Raw genomic sequence first — 22,365 nt, forward strand, 5'->3', positions numbered from 1 at the left:
GCGCTGCTGCCGAGACCGCTCAGCTGGGCTCATCCGGGGGAACGAACGCCGAGCGCGCGGCGATGGACGCCAGATGCCTGGCCACCGCCGCTTCCGGTATCAGGACCGTCGCGCGGCTGGCCAACCCGCTGAGCAAGGCCGGTCGCAGGTTCACCACCCGCCCGATCAGCTGCGATTCGCGCACCAGCGCGCGGACGCGCCTGCGGCGGAACTCGGCGTAGCGGGCGAAGGCTGTCGGCAGGTCGGCGGCGCCGGCCACCGACCGAGCGAGGATGGCGGCGTCCTCGATGCCCTGGCAGCCGCCCTGGCCCAGATGCGGACGCATCGGGTGCGCCGCATCGCCGACCAGGGTGATAGGTCCGCGCGACCAGACCTTCGCCTGTTCCCGGTCGTAGAGATCGTTGCGCAGCACGTCCGACGGATCCGTCGCGGCGAGCACCGCAGGCACCGGATCCGCCCATCCGGCGTACTTGCGCTGCAGATGGCCGAGCTCACCGTCCGGTGTCGACGCTTGGCGAGGCGCCCGTTCGGTGGCGAACCAATAGGTGTGGTCGGAACCCAGGGGAACGTGGCCCACCTCGGTGCCAGCCCCGAGGGTCTGCCCGGCGAGTTCTGGCCTCAGGCGGTACTCGGCGATGCCACGCCAGGCCGTGTAACCGGCGTATCTGTGGTCCAGCGGGCCGTTGAGGTGGCGGGCCACCACAGAGCCGACGCCGTCGGCGCCGATGACGGCGTTCACCTCGCGGGCGGCGCCGTCGCCGAACTCCACGCGCACCCCGGACCGGAGCGCTCGAACCGTCGTGACGCGCACGCCGGTGTGCACAGTGCCGGGCTCCAGGGCACCGGAGAGGATGCGGGACAGGTCGGCGCGGCGGGTCACGACCAACGGCTCGCCCAGCGCACGCACCATGCGATCGGCCGACGGCTTGCGCAGCCACGAGCCGTCCCGCCAGCGCACCGCGCCGGCGGTCACTCTGCCGCCCGAGGCCCGCACCTCATCACCGAGACCCATCTCGTCGAGAGCCGCCAGCGCATTCGGCCAGATGCTGATGCCTGCGCCGGCGCTCGGATCGGTCCGCTCCTCGAGCACACGGACCCGGACGCCGCGCCGTTGCAGCGCGGCCGCAGTGGCCAGTCCCGCGATGCCGGCGCCGACGATGAGGATGTCGTCCGTCACCGGACGAACGTAGCGTGTGCAGGCGTGACGCCCCGTTCCGAATCGACGCCGTTCGCCGACCTCGACGACTACCTGACCCTGCCCAGGGTGTCCGGGCTGACCGTTTCTCCCGACGGCACGCGGGTGGTCACCACCATCAGCGAGATCGATGACGCCGGGGTCGAGTTCGTCACCGCGGTCTGGGAGTTGGATACGCGCGGCGCGGCGCCCGCACGCCGGCTGACCCGTGGCGCCAAAGGCGAGCGCAACCCCGCTTTCACCGACACCGGTGATCTGCTCTTCCTCGCCTCGCGGCCTACCAAGGACGACGCGGCGCCGCCGGCGGCGCTGTGGCGGCTGCCCGCCGATGGCGGCGAGGCGGTCGAGGAGTTCACCTCGCCCGGTGGTGTCAACGGCGTGCTCACCGCCCGGGCCGCGGCGCGCACCGCGGTGCACGTTCCGGTGCTCGCCTCGGCCACCGACCTCGACGAGGACAAGCGACTTCGCGCGCTGCGCAAGGACAACAAGGTGTCGGCCGTGCTGCACCGCGGATATCCGGTGCGCCACTGGGATCACGACCTCGGGCCCGATCAACCGCATCTGTTCGATTCCGCCGACGGCCGCGACCTGGCCCCGCACCCCGGCGGCGGGCTGCGCGACGCCCGAATGAGTCTCAGCGATGACGGTCGCTTCATCGTCACCTCGTGGTACGACCCGTCACCCGGTGCCGCCCTGCGCGGCAGGCTGGTCCGCATCGATCTCGACAGCGGGCAACGGGCCACCCTCGCCGACGATCAGGACGCCGACCTGGACAACCCGGCCATCTCGCCGGACGGCACCGCGGTGGCGTTCACCCGGGAAACCGTGTCGACACCGCTGGTTGCGCCTCGGATCACGCTGTGTCATCTGACGTTCGGGGGCCAGGTTCGTGAGTTGACGGCCGGCTGGGATCGGTGGCCGACCTCGGTGACCTGGACCCGGGACGGCACCGCACTGCTGGTCACCGCCGACGAGAACGGCCGCGGACCGGTCTTCTCGGTCGACCCGGCAAGCGGACGGGTCCGGCGGCTCACCGATGACGACTACACCTACACCGATGTCAGTGCCGCGCCCGGCGGGGTGATCTACGCGCTGCGGAGCAGCTACGCCGCGCCGCCGCACCCCGTGCGCATCGACCCCGATGGATCGCTGACCGAGCTGGCGTGTGTCGCGGCACCACCGCTGCCGGGCGCGTTGAGTGAACTGTCCACCGTCACCGAGGACGGTGTGGCCGTGCGCTCCTGGCTGGCCGTGCCCGCCGGAGCCGACGCCGAGCACCCCGCACCACTGCTGCTGTGGGTGCACGGCGGGCCGTTGGCCAGCTGGAACGCCTGGCACTGGCGGTGGAACCCCTGGCTGATGGTGGCCCAGGGCTACGCGGTGTTACTGCCCGATCCGGCGCTGTCGACGGGCTACGGGCAGGATTTCGTGCAACGCGGCTGGGGCGCCTGGGGCGCAGCACCGTTCACCGACCTGATGGCCGCCACCGACGCCGCCGCGGCCGTTCCGGGTGTCGACGACGGTCGCACCGCGGTGATGGGCGGCTCGTTCGGCGGCTACATGGCCAATTGGATCGCCGGGCACACCGACCGGTTCGACGCCATCGTCACCCACGCCGGCCTGTGGGCGCTCGACCAGTTCGGAGCGACCACCGACGGCGCCTACTGGTGGGCGCGCGAGATGACTCCCGATATGGCCGAACGCAATTCGCCGCATTTGTTCGTCGAACACATCGCCACCCCGATGCTGGTGATCCACGGCGACAAGGACTATCGCGTCCCGATGGGCGAGGCGCTTCGGCTCTGGTACGAGCTGCTGACCAGATCCCGGCTGCCCGCTGATGAGTCCGGCAGTGGCCCGCACCGCTTCCTGAACTTCCCGTCGGAGAACCACTGGGTGCTGGCGCCGCAGCACGCGAAGATCTGGTACCAGGTGGTGTTCGCCTTCCTCGCCGAGCACGTGCTCGGACGGGACGCCGACCTGCCCGAGCTGCTCGGGTAGCGTCGAAGAGCATGAGCCAGGCATCGCAGCGTGAGTTCGACATCGTGGTCTACGGAGCCACCGGTTTCGCCGGCAAGCTCACCGCGCAATATCTGGCCGACCGCGGCGGCCCGGCGCGTATCGCGCTTGCCGGCCGATCGCAGGACAAGCTGCTCAAGGTGCGTGATTCGCTCGGCGGTCAGGCCGCCGAATGGCCGCTGATCTCGGCCGACGCCTCCCAGCCCTCGACGCTCAACGCGCTGGCGGCCCGTACGCAGGTGGTCATCACCACGGTGGGTCCCTACACCAAGTACGGGATGCCGCTGGTTGCCGCGTGCGCCGCGGCGGGCACCGATTACGCCGATCTGACCGGCGAGACGATGTTCATCCGCGACAGCATCGATCTGCACCACAAACAGGCCGTCGACACCGGCGCCAGGATCGTGCACTCCTGCGGCTTCGATTCCGTCCCTTCGGATCTCACGGTCTATGCCCTTCATCGCCTGGCTACCCAGGACGGCGAGGGGCAACTGGGCGACACCAGCCTGGTGGTCCGGTCGTTCGCGGGCGGGGTGTCCGGCGGCACGTTGGCATCCATGCTCGAGGTGCTCAACACCGCCTCGACCGACGCCGACGCGCGCCGTCAGATGAACGACCCCTACACGCTGAGCCCCGATCGCCATGCCGAACCCGAGCTGGGCGCGCAGCCCGACATCCGGTGGCGGCGCGGCGCGGAGATCGCCCCGGAGCTGGCCGGCTATTGGACCGGAGCGTTCGTGATGGCCGCGGCCAACACCCGGATAGTCCGGCGCAGCAACGCGCTGCTCGACTACGCCTACGGCCGCCGCTTCGAATACTCGGAGCTGATGAGCGTGGGCCGCTCACCGGTCGCGCCGCTCGCGGCCGCGATGATGACCGGGGGCAACGCTGCGGTGATGGGGCTGGGCTCGCGCTACTTCCACCGCGTGCCCCGCCCCCTGCTGGAACGGGTGTTGCCCGCTCCGGGTACCGGGCCCAGCGAGCAGGCCCGGGAGAAGGGGCACTACACCGTCGAGACCTACACCACCACGACCACCGGCGCGCGCTACCTGGCCCGGATGTCGCAGCGAGGTGACCCCGGTTACAAGGCCACCGCGGTTCTGCTCGGGGAGTGCGGTCTGGCGTTGGCGCTGGACCGGGACAAGCTCTCGGAGCTGCGGGGCGTTCTCACCCCGGCCGCGGCGATGGGCGATGCGCTGCTGGCCCGGTTCCCCGCCGCCGAGGTGACGCTGGAGACGTCGCGGCTGGCCTGAGCCGCCGTGGGCCGCGGGACCCGTTCGGCCGGCGCGGGTGCGGCTCCCTAGAATTGACCGGTGACCGCCAGCACCCGCCCCTCCGCCGGCAACGACGCGACCGCACTGCCCAAATCGTGGGAGCCGGGCGCCGTCGAAGCCGACATCTATCAGGGGTGGGTGGACGCGGGATACTTCACCGCCGACCCGACCAGCGACAAGCCCGGCTATTCGATCGTGCTGCCGCCGCCCAACGTGACGGGCAGTCTGCACATGGGCCATGCGCTGGACCACACCCTGATGGACGCGCTGACCCGCCGTAAGCGCATGCAGGGTTTCGAGGTGTTGTGGTTGCCGGGGATGGACCACGCCGGCATCGCGACACAGAGCGTGGTGGAAAAGCAGCTGGCCGTCGACGGTAAGACCAAAGAGGACTTCGGTCGTGAACTGTTCGTGGACAAGGTCTGGGACTGGAAGCGGGAATCGGGCGGCACCATCGGCGCCCAGATGCGCCGCATCGGTGACGGGGTCGACTGGAGCCGCGACCGCTTCACCATGGACGAAGGCCTCTCGCGCGCAGTGCGCACCATCTTCAAACGGCTGTACGACGCCGGCCTGATCTATCAGGCCGAGCGCCTGGTGAACTGGTCGCCGGTGCTCGAGACCGCGATCAGCGACCTCGAGGTGAAGTACGAGGACGTCGAGGGTGAACTGGTCTCGTTCCGGTACGGCGCGCTGTCCGACGACGAACCGCACATCGTGGTCGCCACCACCCGGGTGGAGACCATGCTGGGCGACACCGCTATCGCCGTGCACCCCGACGACGAGCGCTACCGCGCGCTGGTCGGCACCGCGCTGCCGCACCCCTTCCTCGACACCGAAATCGTCATCGTCGCCGACTCACACGTGGACCCCGAATTCGGCACCGGCGCAGTGAAAGTGACGCCGGCGCACGACCCGAACGACTTCGAGATCGGGATGCGTCACGGACTGCCGATGCCGTCGATCATGGACACCAAGGGTCGCATCGCCAACACCGGGACCCGCTTCGACGGTATGGACCGCTTCGAAGCGCGGGTCAGGGTGCGCGAAGCGCTCGCCGAGCAGGGCCGCATCGTCGCCGAGAAGAGGCCCTATCTGCACAGCGTCGGACACTCCGAGCGCAGCGGCGAACCGATCGAACCCCGGCTGTCGTTGCAGTGGTGGGTCCGGGTGGAGTCGCTGGCCAAGGCCTCCGGCGACGCAGTGCGCAACGGCGACACCGTGATTCACCCGGCCAGCCTGGAGCCGCGGTGGTTCGCCTGGGTCGACCACATGCACGACTGGTGCATCTCGCGCCAGCTGTGGTGGGGTCACCGCATCCCGATCTGGCACGGACCCGACGGCGAGACCGTCTGCGTCGGCCCCGACGAGACGCCGCCGCCGGGCTGGGAGCAGGATCCCGACGTCCTCGACACCTGGTTCTCGTCGGCGCTGTGGCCGTTCTCCACGATGGGCTGGCCCGACCGCACGCCCGAGCTCGACAAGTTCTATCCGACCACCGTCCTGGTGACCGGTTACGACATCCTGTTCTTCTGGGTCGCCCGGATGATGATGTTCGGCACGTTCGTCGGCGACGACGCGGCCATCACCGGCGGCGGCCGCCGGCCGGCTCAGGTGCCGTTCCGGAACGTGTTCCTGCACGGCCTGATTCGTGACGAGCATGGCCGCAAGATGAGCAAGTCGCGGGGTAACGGCATCGATCCGCTGGACTGGGTGGAGATGTTCGGGGCCGACGCACTGCGGTTCACCCTGGCCCGGGGCGCCAGCCCGGGTGGTGACCTCGCCATCGGCGAGGACCACGCCAGGGCGTCGCGCAATTTCGCCACCAAATTGTTCAACGCGACGCGATTCGCCCTGATGAACGGCGCGAGTCCGGCGCCGCTGCCGGATTCCGGCGCGCTGACCGACGCCGACCGCTGGATCCTGGGGCGACTCGAAGAGGTGCGCGCCGAGGTCGACGCCGCCTTCGACGGCTACGAGTTCAGCCGGGCATGTGAGGCGCTGTACCACTTCGCCTGGGACGAATTCTGCGACTGGTATCTCGAATTGGCGAAGGTGCAGCTGGGGGAGGGTGTTTCGCACACCACCGCGGTTCTGGCGGCGGTGCTCGACACGCTGCTCAAACTGCTGCACCCGGTGATGCCGTTCGTCACCGAGGTGCTCTGGAAGACGTTGACCGGCGGTGAGTCACTGGTCATCGCCGACTGGCCGCAGCCGTCGGGTTTCGCCCCGGATGCGGTTGCCGCGCAACGCATCGAGGACACTCAGAGGCTGATCACCGAGGTGCGTCGCTTCCGTAGCGATCAAGGGTTGGCCGACCGCCAGCGGGTTCCGGCACGGCTGTCGCACATCACCGCCGCGGCGCTCGACGAACACGTCCCGGCGCTCCGCGCGCTGGCCTGGCTGACCGAGCCCGACGACGACTTCGCCCCGTCGGCCTCGGTGGAGGTGCGGCTCTCCGCGGCGACAGTGCTGGTCGAGGTGGATACGTCGGGCACCGTCGACGTGGCCGCCGAGCGCCGCCGACTGGAGAAGGACCTGGCCGCCGCGGAGAAGGAATTGGCGGGCACCACAGGCAAACTCGGCAACGAGGCGTTCCTGGCCAAAGCGCCGGCCGAGGTCGTCGACAAGATCCGCGACCGCCAGCAGGTGGCTCGGGAAGAGGTCGAGCGGATCACGGCGCGACTGGCCGGTCTGCCGGCGCAGTGATGAACGGGCCCGCACCGACCCCCGACGAGATCGCGGCACTGCTGCAGGTCGAGCATCTGCTCGACCAGCGGTGGCCGGAAACCAAGATCGAGCCGTCCACCGCGCGGATCAACGCGTTGATGGAGATTCTCGGCTCGCCGCAGCGGGGCTATCCGTCGATCCACATCGCGGGCACCAACGGCAAGACGTCGGTGGCACGGATGATCGACGCGCTGCTGACGGCGCTGCACCGCCGGACCGGCCGAACCATCAGTCCGCATCTGCAGTCGGCGGTCGAGCGCATCTCGATCGACGGCGCGCCGATCAGCCCGGCCCGCTATGTCGAGACCTACACCGAGATCGAACCGTATGTGCAGCTCGTCGACGCCCAATCCGAGGCGGCGGGCGGACCCGCGATGAGCAAGTTCGAGGTCGTCACGGCGATGGCCTTCGCGGCGTTCGCCGAAGCCCCCATCGACGTCGCGGTCGTCGAGACCGGCATGGGCGGGCGCTGGGACGCCACCAATGTCGTGAACGCCCCGGTCGCGGTGATCACTCCGATCGGTCTGGATCACGCCGACTATCTCGGGGACACCATCGCCGAGATCGCGGGGGAGAAGGCGGGCATCATCACCCGCCAACGCGACGATCTGGTGCCGACCGACACCGTCGCCGTGATCGCCCGCCAGCCCGCCGAGGCCATGGAGGTGCTGCTGGCCGAGGCCGTGCGGGCCGACGCCGCCGTGGCCCGCGAGGACTCGGAGTTCGCCGTGCGATCCCGCCAGGTCGCGATCGGCGGTCAGCTGCTCGAACTCCAGGGGCTCGGCGGGGTCTATCCCGAGATCTTTCTGCCACTGCACGGCGAACACCAGGCGCACAACGCCGTGCTGGCCCTGGCCGCAGTGGAGGCCTTCTTCGGCGCGGGGGCTCAGCGTCAGCTCGATGTCGAGGCGGTGCGCGCCGGATTCGCCGCGGTCACCAGTCCGGGGCGGCTCGAACGGATGCGCAGCGCGCCGACGGTGTTCATCGACGCCGCACACAATCCGGCGGGCGCGGCGGCGCTGGCCGACGCGGTGCAGTCCGAATTCGACTTCCGCTACCTGGTCGGCGTGGTGTCGGTGATGGCGGGCAAGGACGTCGACGGCATCCTGGCCGCACTCGAGCCGGTGTTCGACCAGATCGTCGTGACCCACAACGGCTCGCCGCGGGCGTTGGACGTCGAGGTGCTCGCCATGCGCGCCGAGGAGCGCTTCGGCCAGGACCGGGTGCTCACCGCCGCGACACTGGCCGATGCCATCGAGACCGCGACCGCGCTGGTCGAGGAGGCTGGGAGCGACGGAGAAGGTCTCTCCGGGGCGGGGATGGTCATCACCGGCTCGGTCGTCACCGCCGGTGCCGCCCGCACCCTGTTCGGGCGGGACCCGCAATGACCGATCAACCGCCGACCGATCGGACACCGTCCCCGCCGAACCCGTGGAAGAGCTTCCGCGGGGTGATGGCGGGCACGTTGATTCTCGAAGCCATCGTCGTGCTCCTGGCCCTGCCCGTGGTCGGGTCGGTCGGCGGCGGCCTGACCGCGGCGTCGACGGTCTACCTCGTCGGGTTCGCGGTCCTGCTGGTGCTGATGTCGGGTATCCAGGGCCGACCGTGGGCGATATGGGCGAATCTGGCGGTCCAGATCGGCCTGCTGGCGGGTTGGCTGATCTATCCGGGCGTCGGCGTCATGGGCGTCGTCTTCACGGTGGTCTGGCTGATGATCGTCTATCTGCGCGCCGAGGTCAGGCGGCGGGAGGCCCGGGGTCTGCTGCCTGGTCAGCAAGACGGTCTGGACTGACCTGGCCGCGCTCCTAGTAGTCTGTGCGCCGTGACTGAGCGGACCCTGGTGTTGATCAAGCCCGACGGCGTGCAGCGGCGGCTGGTGGGAGAAATCCTGAGCCGGATCGAGGGCAAGGGGCTGACCATCGCGGCCCTGGAGCTCAAGTCCGTCAGCGACGACCTCGCGCGCCAGCACTACGCCGAGCACGAGGGCAAGCCGTTCTTCCCGTCGCTGCTGGAATTCATCACCTCCGGGCCCGTGGTGGCCGCCATCGTCGAGGGGCCGCGCGCCGTGGCGGCGTTCCGTCAGATCGCCGGCGGCACCGATCCGGTCGAGAAGGCCACCCCCGGAACCATCCGCGGTGACCTGGCCTTGGTCACCCAGGACAACCTCGTCCACGGATCCGATTCGCCCGAGTCCGCGGTGCGCGAGATCGAGCTCTGGTTCCCCGGCCGCTGACCGGTTCGCGGCGCCTGGTCTATCGGCGCCGCGTGATGTGGGATACTGGTCGCGGGTAGCCGGACTTCAACCGGAGTCCGTCGCCCGAATGAAGACTTCGACGAGCGCGACCACCGCCCTCGGTGTGGCGCCGACCGTCCAGCCGTCATTCAGCCAGGCACCGTGTGGGCCCCTCACCTGGGGCCGCTCGGAGCGAGACCACAACAGGTCCGGGGAAAGCCATCCCGGGCACAACAGCGAAGCCCTCGCGTGGCCGCGTCGACACGACGCGCCCGGGGGCTTGAGGAGAATACGTGGCCGACAGTGAAAATACTCAAGCCCAGGATTCGACAGAACAGCCTCAGCTCCGGGAGAAGCGACCGGAACGGCTGAGGGTTCACTCGCTGGCCAGGGTGCTCGGCACCACCAGCAGGCGAGTCCTCGATGCGTTGGCCGAATTCGACGGTCGCACCCGCAGCGCGCACTCGACCATCGACCAGAGCGAGGCCGACAAGGTCCGCGAGGCGCTGGCCGCCGAGACCGTCACCGAACAGCCGCTCTCGCCGACACCGTTCGAGCCACCCCAGGCTGCTGCGCCGGACGAGGCCGTCGAGCTGCCGGATGCGACCCCCACCGACGCGGCCGAGCCGCCCCCAGCCGAGGAGCCCGCGGCCGAGGAGCCCGAATCGCGGTTGCTGCTCGAGACCCCGCCCGCCGAACCCGCGGATTATCTGCCGCTGTTCGTGGCGCCACAACCGGTGCGCCGGCAGCCCGAACCATCCGCCGATGACGAGGACGACGACGACGATTCCGAGGCCTCCGACGCCTCGGACGACTCCGAGGACGACGATCAGGCCGAACGGCGGGCGGCGCGGCGTCGCAGGCGCGGTCGCCGCGGCCGGGGACGCGGTCGCGGGGAGCAGAACGAGGACGGCGACGGCGAGAACGGATCCGCCCCGGCGGACGGTCAGTCCGAGCCTGACACCGACGCCGACGCCGACCAGTCCGGCGACGACGATTCCGACGACGACGGCGGCGACGAGGACAGCTCCGGCGGCGACAGCGCGTCGCGCCGTCGCCGGCGGCGCCGGCGGCGCAAGTCCGGGTCGTCCGACGACTCCGACGGCGGTTCTCCCGACGACCCGCCGAACACCGTGGTGCACGAGCGCGCGCCGCGCGAGAAGAGCGGCAAGTCCGGCGACAGCGGTGACGGCGAAATCCAGGGCATCAGTGGCTCGACGCGGCTGGAGGCCAAACGTCAGCGCCGCCGCGACGGCCGCGACGCCGGACGCCGCCGGCCGCCGATCCTCTCGGAGGCCGAATTCCTGGCGCGCCGTGAAGCCGTCGAACGCGTGATGGTGGTGCGTGACAAGGTCCGCACCGAACCGCCGCACGAAGGCGCCCGCTACACGCAGATCGCCGTGCTCGAGGACGGCGTCATCGTCGAGCACTTCGTGACGTCGGCGGCGTCGGCGTCGCTGGTCGGCAACATCTACCTCGGCATCGTGCAGAACGTGCTGCCCTCGATGGAGGCGGCTTTCGTCGACATCGGCCGCGGGCGCAACGGTGTGCTCTACGCCGGCGAGGTCAATTGGGAGGCTGCCGGGCTGGGCGGCCAGAACCGCAAGATCGAGCAGGCCCTCAAGCCGGGCGATTACGTCGTCGTGCAGGTCAGCAAGGATCCGGTCGGCCACAAGGGTGCGCGGCTGACCACGCAGGTCTCGTTGGCGGGTCGCTATCTCGTCTACGTCCCCGGCGCCTCGTCGACCGGGATCAGCCGCAAGCTGCCCGACACCGAGCGTCAGCGCCTCAAGGAGATCCTGCGCGAGGTCGTGCCGGCCGATGCCGGCGTGATCATCCGCACCGCGTCCGAGGGCGTCAAGGAAGACGACATCCGTTCCGACGTGAACCGGTTGCAGGAACGCTGGACGCAGATCGAGGCCAAGGCCGCCGATATCACCGCGAAGAAGGCCGGCGCCGCGGTCGCCCTCTACGAGGAACCCGATGTCCTGGTCAAGGTGATCCGCGACCTGTTCAACGAGGACTTCTCCGGGCTCATCGTCTCCGGCGACGAGGCCTGGAACACGATCAACTCCTATGTCGAGTCGGTGGCTCCCGACCTGATGCCGCGGCTGTCGAAGTACGAGCCGACCAACGGCGACGGCCCGGACGTCTTCGCCGTGCATCGCATCGACGAGCAGCTCACCAAGGCCATGGACCGCAAGGTCTGGTTGCCCTCGGGGGGCACGCTGGTCATCGACCGCACCGAGGCGATGACCGTCGTGGACGTCAACACCGGCAAGTTCACCGGCTCGGGCGGCAATCTCGAGCAGACGGTCACGCGCAACAACCTCGAGGCCGCCGAGGAGATCGTGCGCCAGCTGCGGCTGCGCGACATCGGCGGCATCGTGGTCATCGACTTCATCGACATGGTGCTCGAATCCAATCGGGATCTGGTGTTACGCCGGCTCACCGAGGCGCTCGCCCGGGACCGCACCCGCCACCAGGTGTCGGAGGTGACGTCGCTGGGTTTGGTCCAGTTGACCCGCAAGCGGCTGGGTACCGGGCTCATCGAGGCGTTCTCCACGCAGTGTCCGCACTGCGCGGGCCGGGGCATCGTGCTGCACGGCGATCCCGTCGACAACGCCGCCCCCAACGGCCGCAAGTCGGAATCGGGCAACGGCGGCGGCAGCGGCAGCCGGCGGAGCAAGCGCGGTAAGAAGGGTGCCAAGACCGAAGAAGCGCCGGCGGACGTCCCGGTGATCAAGGTTCCGGCCCACCCCGCGGGGGAGCATCCGATGTTCAAGGCGATGGCTGCCGCCAACGGCGGTCACGAGGATGACACCGAGGACGCCGACACCGACGCCATCGACGACACCGACGCCATCGACGACGCCGACAAGGTCCACGATGCGGTTGCCGAGGAACTCGACGACGACTCGGCCGGTGACTCAGAAGACGACACGGACGACACGGACGATGATGACGACTCCGATGACGATGACGAGATCGACCTCGACAACGACGACGAGGATGATGATGACGACGACATCGACGTCATCGACACCGACGAGGACTCCGAGGACTCCGATGAGGACGAGGACTCCGATGAGGACGATGACGACGTCGAACCGCAGGTGATCGCGGCTCCGGCGCGGCGGATGCGGCGGCGCGCTGCCGCCCGCCCAGCGGGACCGCCCAGTGCGGAGTGACCGTGGTTTGACCCTCAACCCGCTGCTCACGTACCCTTGAGCGGTTGTCGCCAGGCCTTGCCGGCGGCTGTCGGACCCCCAGACAAGCGCCGCTCCTCTTGGCGCGCGCCTGTAGACGAGACGAAGAAGAAGAAGGACACGATGGCGAGCTACGCAATCGTCAAGACCGGCGGCAAGCAGTACAAGGTCGCGGTCGGTGACGTGGTCAAGGTCGAGAAGCTCGATTCCGAGCCCGGCGCTTCGGTGTCGCTGCCCGTCGCGCTCGTCGTCGACGGCGCCAACGTCACCACCAAGGCCGATGATCTGGCCAAGGTCTTGGTGACCGGTGAGGTGCTCGAGCACACCAAGGGCCCCAAGATCCGGATCCACAAGTTCAAGAACAAGACCGGGTACCACAAGCGTCAGGGTCACCGTCAGCAGCTGACGGTCCTGCGGGTCACCGGCATCAAGTAACTGGAGGCGAAGACATGGCACACAAGAAGGGCGCGTCCAGCTCGCGCAACGGTCGTGACTCCGCCGCCCAGCGGCTCGGCGTCAAGCGGTTCGGCGGCCAGGTCGTCAAGGCCGGCGAGATCATCGTCCGCCAGCGCGGCACCCACTTCCATCCGGGCGTGAACGTCGGCCGCGGCGGTGACGACACCCTGTTCGCAACCGCGCCCGGCGCGGTCGAATTCGGCACCCGACGCGGCCGCAAGCACGTCAGCATCGTGCCGGTGCCCCGCCAGGAGGCCTGAGCCTCTGCCGCGAATGTGAAGCTACTGCGAATTCTCGGCTGAATTGTCGCAGTAGCTTCACACTCGACGGAAAGGGAATCCCATGCCGCGCTTCGTCGACCGTGTGGTCATCCATGCGCGGGCCGGCAACGGCGGTAACGGCTGCGCGTCGGTGCACCGCGAGAAGTTCAAACCCCTCGGCGGACCTGACGGCGGCAACGGTGGTCGCGGCGGCAGCATCGTTCTGGTCGTCGACCCGCAGGTGCACACCCTGCTGGACTTTCACTTCCATCCGCATGTCGTCGCTCCGTCCGGGAAACAAGGCGCCGGCAGCAACCGCGACGGCGCGGCCGGTGCCGATCTGGAGGTCCGGGTCCCCGACGGCACCGTCGTCCTTGACGAGCACGGGCGGGTGCTGGCCGATCTGATCGGGGCGGGCACGCGGTTCGAAGCGGCCGCCGGCGGACGCGGTGGCCTCGGCAATGCGGCGCTGGCCTCTCGCGCGCGCAAGGCGCCCGGTTTCGCGCTGCTCGGGGAGCAGGGTGAGACGCGTGATCTCACCCTCGAACTCAAGACGGTCGCCGATGTCGGCCTGATCGGATTCCCCTCGGCCGGGAAGTCCTCGCTGGTGTCGGCGATCTCGGCGGCGAAGCCCAAGATCGCCGACTATCCGTTCACCACCCTGGTGCCGAATCTCGGCGTCGTCTCGGCCGGCGATCACACGTTCACCGTGGCCGATGTGCCAGGCCTGATTCCCGGCGCCTCGGAGGGACGCGGACTGGGGCTGGAGTTCCTGCGCCACATCGAACGCTGTGCCGTCCTCGTGCACGTGGTGGATTGCGCGACACTCGAACCCGGTCGCGACCCGGTCTCGGACATCGAGGCGCTCGAGGCCGAACTCGCCGCCTACCGGCCGACGCTGCAGGGCGATCAGGCGCTCGGTGACCTCGCCGAGCGGCCACGAGCGGTCGTGTTGAACAAGATCGACGTGCCCGACGCCCGCGAGCTCGCCGACTTCGTCCGTGACGATGTCGTCGAGCGGTTCGGCTGGCCGGTGTTCGAGGTGTCGACCGTCAGCCGGGAGGGGTTGCGGCCGTTGACCTTCGCGCTGTGGGAGCTGGTCCGGACCTACCAGGAGGCGCAGCCGGCGGTGGTGCCCCGTCGCCCGGTGATCCGGCCTGTCCCGGTGGACGAATCCGGCTTCAGCGTCGAACCCGACGGACAGGGCGGTTTCGTGGTCCGCGGTACCCGGCCCGAGCGCTGGATCAACCAGACCGACTTCGACAACGACGAAGCCGTCGGATATCTCGGCGACCGGCTGGCCCGCCTCGGTGTCGAGGAGGAACTGCTACGCCTGGGCGCAAGGCCCGGCTGCGCCGTCACCATCGGTGACATGACCTTCGACTGGGAGCCGCAGACCCCGGCCGGGGTCGACATGCAGATGTCCGGTCGCGGTACCGACGTGCGCCTCGAGCAGACCGATCGTGTCCGCGCCACCGAGCGCAAGGCCGCGCGGCGCGAACGTCGCAGGCCCGGAGGCGATGAGGAGGACGCCGACACATGACGAGCCGGCACCGCGAGGCGGTCCGCACCGCCCGCAGCATCGTCGTCAAGATCGGTACCACCGCACTGACCACGCCGTCCGGTGTCTTCGACGCCAACCGGCTGGCTGCCCTGGTCGAGGCGATCGAGATGCGTATGCGGGCGGGCTCGGACGTGGTGATCGTGTCGTCGGGAGCGATCGCCGCGGGGATCGAACCCTTGCGGCTGACCCGACGGCCCACCGATCTGGCGACCAAACAGGCGGCTGCCAGTGTCGGACAGGTCGCACTGATCAACTCATGGAGTACCGCGTTCGCCAGCTACCAGCGCACCGTCGGACAGGTGCTGCTGACCGCGCATGACATCTCGATGCGGGTGGCGCACAACAACGCTCAGCGCACGCTGGATCGATTGCGGGCTCTGCATGCGGTGGCAATCGTCAACGAGAACGACACCCTGGCCACCGACGAGATCCGCTTCGGGGACAATGATCGGCTCTCCGCGCTGGTCGCCCATCTCATCGGCGCGGATGCGTTGGTGCTGCTGTCCGACATCGACGGGCTCTACGATTCCGATCCGCGCAAGGGCAACGCCCGGTTCATCCCCGAGGTCGCCGGTCCCGATGACCTGGACGGTGTGGTCGCTGGTCAGGGTAGTCACCTGGGCACGGGGGGAATGGCGTCGAAGCTGTCGTCGGCACTGCTGGCCGCGGACGCCGGCGTTCCCGTCCTGCTGGCCGCCGCCGCAGACGCGGGCACCGCGCTCTCGGACGCCTCGGTGGGCACGGTGTTCGCCCCGCGTGCCGAACGCATGTCGGCGCGGCGGTTCTGGGTGCGCTATGCCGCCGATTCGGCCGGTGCGCTGACCCTCGACGAGGGGGCAGTCAAAGCCGTTGTCGGACAGCGGCGTTCGCTGCTTCCCGCGGGCATCACCGCGATATCGGGCCGCTTCTACGGAGGTGACGTCGTGGAACTGCGCAGTCCGGATGCCACCCCCGTCGCCCGCGGCGTGGTCGCCTACGATGCCACCGAACTGGCGACGATGCTCGGTCGGTCCCTGTCGGATCTTCCGGCCGAGATGCGCAGACCGGCCGTACACGCCGACGACCTCGTCGCGGTCTGACGTTCGCCGACCCCTCAGGAGTCGCCGCCCGGCCACCCCGCCAACGCCAGGTCCGCGATCGCGTGTAGTTCGGCACGGTCCGCTCCGCTGCGGGCCTGGATCGCGATTCCCTGGCACACCGCGGCGATCCAGCGCGCCAGAACGGCCGTGTCGACGCCGGACAGCTCACCCCCGGCCACTGCGGCGTCGAACCGTTCGGCCAGGCGGCGCACCGTCGCCTCGCGGAATTCGGCCAGGCCCGGCGCCGCACCGACGGTGAGGCAGCCGCGCACCTCCCCGCTGACCGTGTCGGCCGCGCCGTGCACCATCGCCTCGGCCACGCCGCGCGCCGTCGGCCGGGTCAGCGCCTCGGCCGTGTAGGCGCTGGGTCCGGCGAGATAACGCCGCAGCGCCCGGTCGAACAGGTTCTCCTTGGATCCGAATTCGGCGTACACACTGCGGCGGTTCACTCCGGTCGCGGCGGTCACGTCCGAGATCGAGACGGCGTCGAAGCCGCGCTCCCAGAACAGCTTCATCGCCGCGTCCTCGACCTGGTCCGGATCGAACTCCCGCGGGCGGCCGACGGACACCGACCATCACCTCCTGTGATACCGATCACAGCGGGAATGATGCCGCCGACGACCGACTTGACCTCACCATACTAAGTAACAAGTCGGTTCGAAATTAACGAGAGGTCACCTGATGAGCACAGCACCCCTGGCCGGTCGGCGAGCACTGGTCACCGGCGGATCGCGGGGCATCGGCGCCGAGATCGTCCGGCGACTGAGCGCCGACGGCGCCGCGGTCGCATTCACCTACGCGGCCTCGGCGGACCGCGCGGACGAGCTGGTCGCCGATCTGACCGGCGCGGGGGCCGTGGTGGTGGCCATCCATGCCGACGCGGCTGATCGGGATCAGAACGCCGACGCGGTCGAGCAGGCCGTCGCCGCGCTCGGCGGGCTGGACATCGTGGTCAACAACGCCGCCGTCGCGCACATCGCCCCGTTCGACGAATTCCCGCCCGAGGAGTTCGACCGTCTGGTGGCGATCAACATCGGCGGCATGTACTGGACCACCCGGGCCGCGATCAAGCATCTGGGCGAGGGCGCACGCATCATCAACATCGGCAGCATCAACGCCGAGCGGATACCGGGACCGGGTCTGTCGGTCTACGGCATGACCAAAGGTGCGGTGGCTTCGTTCACCCGGGGGTTGGCCCGCGATCTGGGGCCACGCGGAATCACGGTGAACAACGTGCAGCCCGGCCCGATCGACACCGACGCCAATCCGGACCGCGGGGACTTCGCCCAGAGCCTGAAACAGGTCACCGCACAGGGACGCTACGGCCACCCCGGCGACGTGGCGGCGCTGGTCAGCTTCGTGGCCGGTCCGGAGTCCGGCTATCTCACCGGCGCACACCTCAACATCGACGGTGGCTTCACCGTCTAACCGCCGGACCGGGCCGCGATCGTCCGGTACAGCGCCCGCGACAGCGAGAGGGCCGCGCTGCGCACCTGACGTGCCCGGCGGTTGGCATCGTCGAGGGCGTCATGGTCGGCTCGCGTCACCGCCACGCCGTGGCGCTGCGCGGCCGTCGCCAGCTGTTGCTGCACGGCCGGCGCAGCGAGCAGCAACGCCGCCAGCACGCCGGGGGACAGCTCGCGCTCACGCAGGAGCCCGCGGTAGCGCACGTCGCTGGGGATGCGCACGTCCTCGGCTCCCCTGAGCACCCGCCCGCTCGCGGCGACCAGCGCCGTCAGTGCGACCTGGGCGACCGTCTCCACCAGCAGGCCGCGGAACGGGAACCATGGCAGGGGCAGCCGGTCCACCTGCCGGTCCAGTGCACCGGAGAACAGGTATCCGAGCAACGCGTGGGTGCGGATCTCCTTGACGTCGTCCCAGTCGACGGAGTCCCCGTCGTATTCGATGGACTCGTCGCTGATCGCGATGCCGCCGAAGCGGTTGAGCAGGCGGAGCAGGTCGTCGAGGGCCTCGGGGCCGGGCACGAGCCGGGCCAGTGCATCGCCGACACCGATGGCGAAGCGGCCGTCGTCGGGATCGGGGCCGATGAGGTCGGGGAGTGCGGGCACCCCGCCCATCTAAGCGGAACTCGCCAGTGCGGGCAGCTCGTCGGCGAGCAGCGCGAGCATCGGGGAGCAGCCGTTGTCGATCTTGACCGTGGCGAGGTCGTCGCCGCGAGTGGGCCCGCGGTTGACGATCGCGATCGGCAGATGGTGCGCCGCGGCATGGCGTACGAAGCGGTAGCCGGAGAAGACGGTCAACGACGAACCGGCCACCAGCAGCGCGTCGGCGGCGTCCACGATCGCATAGGCGCGTTCGACGCGTTGTTTGGGCACGCTCTCTCCGAAGTAGACGATGTCGGGTTTGAGCATGCCGTCGCACACCGGACAGTCCACGACGCGGAAGCCGGCGGTGTCATCGACGACGGCATCGGCGTCCGGTGCGACGGCGATGCCGCCGACCGCCTCGGCCCGTTCCAGGAATCCCGGGTTGGCGGCCTCGAGTCGCTCGGCGAGCGCGGCGCGCGACATGGTGTGCCCGCAATCCAGGCAGATGACCTGCGCGTAGGTGCCGTGCAGGTCGATCACGTGCCGGCTGCCCGCCTTGGTGTGCAGCAGATCGACGTTCTGGGTGATCAGCCCGCTCAGCACGCCGAGTCGCTCGAGGGCGGCCAACGCGCGGTGTCCGGCATTGGGCAGCGTCGCAGCCATGTGCCGCCAGCCGATGTGGTTGCGGGCCCAATAGCGCTGCCGGAACTGGGGATCGGCGGTGAACTGGCGGATCGTCATGGGGTTGCTGGGCGGCGAGTCAGGGCCGCGATAATCCGGAATGCCGGAGTCGGTGGACATACCGGCACCGGTCAGCACCGCGACGCGACGGCCGGCCAGCAGACCGACCAATTCCGGGGCTTCCACTCTGCCCAGGGTACGGATCGCCGCGGGCGTCAGGCGTTGTCGAGCCACCAGTCGTAGAGGCGGTCGAGGTGACGGCCGCGGGCGGTGCCGAGCACCAGGTCGGAATTGCGGGTCCACACGATGTCGGCGAACCCCTCGTAGGTGCCGCAGGCCAGCGACCCCTCGGGTTCGTCGGGGGTGGCGTCCTCGTAATCCCAGTTCGTCGGCGACTCCTCCGAGTTCGGGCAGGCGGTGAGGTCGTCGGCGGCGATCAGGTCCGCGAAGGCGCGGTCGAGGCTGTCGACGTCGGCGAAGAGCGCGAAATACGCGGTCTGCTGACCGCTCGACGGCGACGTCGGGCCGCAGCTCACGGCCGCCACCGCCGCCCCGATGCGTTCCTTGTCCGGTGCGCAGGTGTCGGCGTGCACGATCGCCTGCAGCAGTTGACGGTCGGCGGGCGGCAGATCCTCGTCGGTACTCGGTAACGGGTCGGCCGGCCGGAACACGGTGCGGGTGATCGTCTGCGTCGCCGCCATACCGGTCGCGTGGTCGTCGCGCCCGGTCAGCCACACGGCGACCCCGCCGGCGACCATCAGGACGACGACGGCCACCGCGCCGATCACCGCCGCGGTCCGTCTGGCCCGCCGGTGCGGGGGTGCGACGGCGGGCACTGCGATCGCGGGCATCGTGTCGGTCTGTCCGGCCGGTGGCGGCGCGGCGTGATCGCCCAGGGCGGCTTCCCCGGCGCGGGCCAGCTCGCCGGCGCTGCCGTAGCGGTCTTCGGCGCTCTTGGCCATCCCGCGCGCGACCACCGCATCGAAGGCGGACGGGATGCCCGGCCGTAACCGGCTCGGTACCGGCGGTGGCTCCATCAGGTGGGCGGTGACCAGGGTGCTGACGCTGTCGGCCGGATAGGGCTGGGCCCCGGTGAGGCATTGGTGCAGCACGCACGCCAGCGCGTAGATGTCGGCCCGGTGGGTGACCGAACCGCTGCCGAACCGCTCCGGCGCCATATAGGCGAAGGTGCCTACCGTGGTACCGATTTCGGTGAGGGACTGTTCGCTCGCGGCGCTGGCGATGCCGAAGTCCACGAGGTAGGCGAAGTCGTCGGCGGTGACGAGGATGTTCTCCGGTTTGACGTCGCGGTGCAGCACTCCGGTGGCGTGGGCGGCGTCCAGCGCCGCGGCGATCTGGCGCACGATGGCGACCGCGCGGGCCGGTGGCATTGGTCCGCCGCGCAGCAAAACGCTGCGCAGATCGATGCCGTCGATCAGCCGCATGTCCACGTAGAGGTGACCGTCGATCTCCCCGTAATTGTGGATGGGCACCACGTGGGGTTCCTGCAGGCGGCCGGCCGCCCTGGCCTCCCGCTGCAGCCGTTCGCGGAACACGGGGTCGTGAGAGAGCCCTTCGGGCAACAGCTTCAGCGCAACCGTACGGCCTTTGACGGTGTCCTCGGCCTCGTAGACCTCACCCATACCGCCGCGGCCGAGCAACCGGATCAACCGGTAGGGGCCGAACATCGAACCCGCACGCGAGGATTGCGGGCCGCTGGTCACAGAAGCAAACGGTACTACCCGTCGGAGCCGTCGACGACGAAGGTGAACTGGCGCCCGCAAATGGTGAACTCGTCGCCGTCGGTCAACGGCACGCTCCCGTGTATCCGCTGGCCGGCGAGTTCGACACCGTTGGAGGACCGCAGATCGCTGAGCATGTAGCCCGATCCGGTGTCGATGACCGCGGCGTGGTGGCGGCTGACCATGGCGTCGTCGACGACGATGTCGTTGTCGGGCAGCCGGCCGATCCGGGTGGCGATCGTCTGCAGCGGATAGCGGCTGCCGTCGGGACCGATCAGCCACCCGGTGGCGGACGCGGCGCTGACCGCGGTGCGTTGTTCGAGCACGGTCACGGTGCCGACGGCGGCGGTGTGGGCGGCCCGACGGATGTCCAGCGGCTCCTGACGCAGGATCTTCTCGTAGAGCGCCCGCAGTGACGGTCCCGGGTCGACGCCCAGATCGTCGGCCAGGGTGGTGCGCAGCCGCTGATAGGCCTCCAGCGCGTCGGATTGGCGTTCGCTCACGTAGTAGGCGCTGATCAGCTGCGTCCACAGCGGTTCCCGGTACGGGTGCTCGGCGGTCAGCTTCTCCAGTTCGCTGATCAGCGCGGCGCCGCGGCCGCAGACGAGTTCCGCTTCGGCCCGGGACGTGATGGCGGCCAGCCGGTCTTCGCTGAGTGCGGTGGAGAAGGCATCGGCGAATGCGAAACCACGCAGATCGTCCAGCGCGGGGCCCCGCCACAGGGTCAGCGCTTCGGTGAGTTCGCGCGCGGCGGCTTCGAAGCGGTCGGCGGCGGCCGCCTGGGCGGCGGTGGTCCGGGCGGCGACGAACCGGTCCAAGTCGCAGTCGCCCGCAGGCACGGTCAGGCGATAGCCGGGCGGCGCGCTGGCCAGCGAGGACCGCGCACCGGGCACCGCCAGCAGTTTGCGCAGGTTCGAGACGTAGGAGTGCAGGCTGGCGCGCGCTCCGGCCGGCGGAGCATCAGCCCACACCGCGTCGGTGAGTGCGTCCACACTCACCGCGCGGTTGCGGTTGATCAGCAGCAGCGCCAGGACCGCCCGCTGCTTGGGCGTGCCGAGCGGCGTGTCGACGCCGTCGACGGCCAGTTGCAGCGGACCGAGCAGTCCGAAGTCGAGCACCGGGTTCTCCATCGTCGTAATGGGTGACGGGTTGAACCGACCCTATGCGGTCACGACCATGACGTGGTCGCGCCACGCGTCGCCGAACGTCGCGACCGGCACCTGTTCGTCGCAGCCGTCGTCGGTGCCGCTGTCGTTGAGGTGCACGATGCCCTTGGCTGTGTCCACGCCGGTGACCACCAGCGCATGGTCCGGTCGGCTGCGGTCGCCGTCGGTGTTCCAGATGGTCTCGCTGTTGACGAAGGCGATCACCCGGCGGCCGTCGGCCAGATCGTGCTGCAGGGCGAGTATCCCGGTGGGTTCTCCGGCGGACGCGGCGGTGTCGTCGTCGGTCATGGTGGCCTTGATGCCGTAGTGGGCGAGCAATACGGGTAGATCGTCGGCATCGGTGCCGTTGCCCGAGTTCGGGTTGTCGGCGTCATCGGGCGGGAAGTAGATCGAACCGGGGTGGTTGGGGCTCGGCATGGTCGCCGCCAGCCCGATGATCTCCTCCTCGCTGGGGGCGGTTCCGGTGACCTGACCGACCACGTCGGCCACGGACATCAACGCGCAGTCGTCGAGGGTCTGCGGCGCCCAGTAGGCCGCCGCAGCGGCGGGATCGCCGAACATCGTCGCGGGGGCCGCGCCCGCGGGGGCGGCGAGTCCCAGTGTGGCGGCGCCGATCAGGGCGGCGGCGGCGCCGGCGCGGCGCATGGCGGTCGAGTGCTTCATCTGCGGTGTCCTTCCCTCAGCATGTCGATGAGGTGAGGATCAGCCG

Annotated in this window: 19 protein-coding genes; 12 read left to right on the forward strand and 7 right to left on the reverse strand. The window is 69.7% G+C overall.

Going from position 1 to position 22,365, the window contains the following annotated elements:
- Positions 1–19: 19 nt before the first annotated feature.
- Entirely contained in the window at positions 20–1,177 is a 1,158-nt protein-coding gene (locus ACN27E_RS01130) for an FAD-dependent oxidoreductase (RefSeq protein WP_422746203.1), read from the reverse strand.
- 24 nt (positions 1,178–1,201) lie between these two features.
- Here ACN27E_RS01130 and ACN27E_RS01135 point away from each other — a divergent pair, with 24 nt between their 5' ends.
- The 11 genes from ACN27E_RS01135 (at position 1,202) to proB (ending at position 16,019) form a co-directional block, all read left to right on the forward strand.
- Positions 1,202–3,196 (forward strand): S9 family peptidase, encoded by a 1,995-nt coding sequence (locus ACN27E_RS01135; RefSeq protein ID WP_422746204.1) that lies wholly within the window; start codon positions 1,202–1,204, stop codon positions 3,194–3,196.
- Between the two features lie 11 nt (positions 3,197–3,207).
- A complete protein-coding gene (locus ACN27E_RS01140) occupies positions 3,208–4,467 on the forward strand; it encodes a saccharopine dehydrogenase family protein (protein ID WP_422746205.1) in 1,260 nt (419 codons plus the stop codon).
- Positions 4,468–4,527: 60 nt separating this feature from the next.
- Positions 4,528–7,197: a valine--tRNA ligase gene (locus tag ACN27E_RS01145; protein WP_422746206.1), complete on the forward strand. Its 2,670-nt coding sequence runs from the start codon at positions 4,528–4,530 to the stop codon at positions 7,195–7,197.
- Complete coding sequence (folC, locus tag ACN27E_RS01150) at positions 7,197–8,606, forward strand: bifunctional tetrahydrofolate synthase/dihydrofolate synthase (protein ID WP_422746207.1); 1,410 nt, start codon at positions 7,197–7,199, stop codon at positions 8,604–8,606. Before ACN27E_RS01145 ends, folC begins: the two co-directional genes overlap by 1 nt.
- Positions 8,603–9,010 (forward strand): DUF4233 domain-containing protein, encoded by a 408-nt coding sequence (locus ACN27E_RS01155; protein ID WP_422746208.1) that lies wholly within the window; start codon positions 8,603–8,605, stop codon positions 9,008–9,010. Before folC ends, ACN27E_RS01155 begins: the two co-directional genes overlap by 4 nt.
- A gap of 30 nt (positions 9,011–9,040) precedes the next feature.
- Complete coding sequence (gene ndk / locus ACN27E_RS01160; RefSeq protein WP_422746209.1) at positions 9,041–9,451, forward strand: nucleoside-diphosphate kinase; 411 nt, start codon at positions 9,041–9,043, stop codon at positions 9,449–9,451.
- 293 nt (positions 9,452–9,744) lie between these two features.
- Positions 9,745–12,642: a translation initiation factor IF-2 N-terminal domain-containing protein gene (locus ACN27E_RS01165; protein ID WP_422746210.1), complete on the forward strand. Its 2,898-nt coding sequence runs from the start codon at positions 9,745–9,747 to the stop codon at positions 12,640–12,642.
- Positions 12,643–12,783: 141 nt separating this feature from the next.
- Entirely contained in the window at positions 12,784–13,095 is a 312-nt protein-coding gene (rplU, locus tag ACN27E_RS01170) for a 50S ribosomal protein L21 (RefSeq protein ID WP_422746211.1), read from the forward strand.
- Positions 13,096–13,109: 14 nt separating this feature from the next.
- Positions 13,110–13,376, forward strand: coding sequence for a 50S ribosomal protein L27 (gene rpmA / locus ACN27E_RS01175; protein ID WP_422746212.1), 267 nt, complete (start codon positions 13,110–13,112; stop codon positions 13,374–13,376).
- 82 nt (positions 13,377–13,458) lie between these two features.
- The gene (gene obgE / locus ACN27E_RS01180; RefSeq protein WP_422746213.1) at positions 13,459–14,919 is read left to right on the forward strand and encodes a GTPase ObgE; all 1,461 of its coding nucleotides are present in this window, start codon (positions 13,459–13,461) and stop codon (positions 14,917–14,919) included.
- Entirely contained in the window at positions 14,916–16,019 is a 1,104-nt protein-coding gene (proB, locus tag ACN27E_RS01185; protein WP_422746214.1) for a glutamate 5-kinase, read from the forward strand. The genes obgE and proB overlap by 4 nt, the downstream gene beginning before the upstream one ends.
- A 14-nt stretch (positions 16,020–16,033) precedes the next feature.
- On the opposite strand, the gene ACN27E_RS01190 is transcribed toward proB, so the two are convergent.
- Entirely contained in the window at positions 16,034–16,588 is a 555-nt protein-coding gene (locus ACN27E_RS01190) for a TetR/AcrR family transcriptional regulator (protein ID WP_422746215.1), read from the reverse strand.
- 112 nt (positions 16,589–16,700) lie between these two features.
- Between ACN27E_RS01190 and ACN27E_RS01195 the strand changes: the two genes are divergently transcribed.
- A complete protein-coding gene (locus tag ACN27E_RS01195; RefSeq protein ID WP_422746216.1) occupies positions 16,701–17,447 on the forward strand; it encodes a 3-oxoacyl-ACP reductase family protein in 747 nt (248 codons plus the stop codon).
- On the opposite strand, the gene ACN27E_RS01200 is transcribed toward ACN27E_RS01195, so the two are convergent.
- From ACN27E_RS01200 to ACN27E_RS01220, 5 genes are read right to left on the reverse strand one after another with little or no spacing between them, the layout of a single operon-like run.
- Positions 17,444–18,088, reverse strand: coding sequence for a hypothetical protein (locus ACN27E_RS01200; protein WP_422746217.1), 645 nt, complete (start codon positions 18,086–18,088; stop codon positions 17,444–17,446). The two genes, ACN27E_RS01195 and ACN27E_RS01200, sit on opposite strands and share 4 nt — an antisense overlap.
- A 9-nt stretch (positions 18,089–18,097) precedes the next feature.
- Positions 18,098–18,934 (reverse strand): NAD-dependent protein deacetylase, encoded by an 837-nt coding sequence (locus ACN27E_RS01205; protein WP_422746218.1) that lies wholly within the window; start codon positions 18,932–18,934, stop codon positions 18,098–18,100.
- A gap of 29 nt (positions 18,935–18,963) precedes the next feature.
- On the reverse strand, positions 18,964–20,436 hold the full coding sequence (locus ACN27E_RS01210) for a serine/threonine-protein kinase (protein ID WP_422750159.1): 1,473 nt from the start codon (positions 20,434–20,436) through the stop codon (positions 18,964–18,966).
- A 50-nt stretch (positions 20,437–20,486) separates the two neighbouring features.
- The gene (locus ACN27E_RS01215; protein ID WP_422746219.1) at positions 20,487–21,620 is read right to left on the reverse strand and encodes a BTAD domain-containing putative transcriptional regulator; all 1,134 of its coding nucleotides are present in this window, start codon (positions 21,618–21,620) and stop codon (positions 20,487–20,489) included.
- Between the two features lie 30 nt (positions 21,621–21,650).
- Positions 21,651–22,319: a hypothetical protein gene (locus ACN27E_RS01220; RefSeq protein ID WP_422746220.1), complete on the reverse strand. Its 669-nt coding sequence runs from the start codon at positions 22,317–22,319 to the stop codon at positions 21,651–21,653.
- Positions 22,320–22,365: the final 46 nt, after the last annotated feature.

This window comes from Mycobacterium sp. WMMD1722, assembly GCF_049315205.1.
Taxonomy (GTDB): domain Bacteria; phylum Actinomycetota; class Actinomycetes; order Mycobacteriales; family Mycobacteriaceae; genus Mycobacterium.

What these genes read in the sequence shown, in the direction of transcription:
- rplU (WP_422746211.1), top strand. Translation starts at nt 12,784, where the DNA reads ATGGCGAGCTACGCAATCGTCAAGACCGGCGGCAAGCAGTACAAGGTC.
- ACN27E_RS01220 (WP_422746220.1), bottom strand. Translation starts at nt 22,319, where the DNA reads ATGAAGCACTCGACCGCCATGCGCCGCGCCGGCGCCGCCGCCGCCCTG.
- obgE (WP_422746213.1), top strand. Translation starts at nt 13,459, where the DNA reads ATGCCGCGCTTCGTCGACCGTGTGGTCATCCATGCGCGGGCCGGCAAC.
- folC (WP_422746207.1), top strand. Translation starts at nt 7,197, where the DNA reads ATGAACGGGCCCGCACCGACCCCCGACGAGATCGCGGCACTGCTGCAG.
- ACN27E_RS01210 (WP_422750159.1), bottom strand. Translation starts at nt 20,436, where the DNA reads ATGTTCGGCCCCTACCGGTTGATCCGGTTGCTCGGCCGCGGCGGTATG.
- ACN27E_RS01195 (WP_422746216.1), top strand. Translation starts at nt 16,701, where the DNA reads ATGAGCACAGCACCCCTGGCCGGTCGGCGAGCACTGGTCACCGGCGGA.
- ACN27E_RS01140 (WP_422746205.1), top strand. Translation starts at nt 3,208, where the DNA reads ATGAGCCAGGCATCGCAGCGTGAGTTCGACATCGTGGTCTACGGAGCC.
- ACN27E_RS01155 (WP_422746208.1), top strand. Translation starts at nt 8,603, where the DNA reads ATGACCGATCAACCGCCGACCGATCGGACACCGTCCCCGCCGAACCCG.
- ACN27E_RS01215 (WP_422746219.1), bottom strand. Translation starts at nt 21,620, where the DNA reads ATGGAGAACCCGGTGCTCGACTTCGGACTGCTCGGTCCGCTGCAACTG.
- proB (WP_422746214.1), top strand. Translation starts at nt 14,916, where the DNA reads ATGACGAGCCGGCACCGCGAGGCGGTCCGCACCGCCCGCAGCATCGTC.
- rpmA (WP_422746212.1), top strand. Translation starts at nt 13,110, where the DNA reads ATGGCACACAAGAAGGGCGCGTCCAGCTCGCGCAACGGTCGTGACTCC.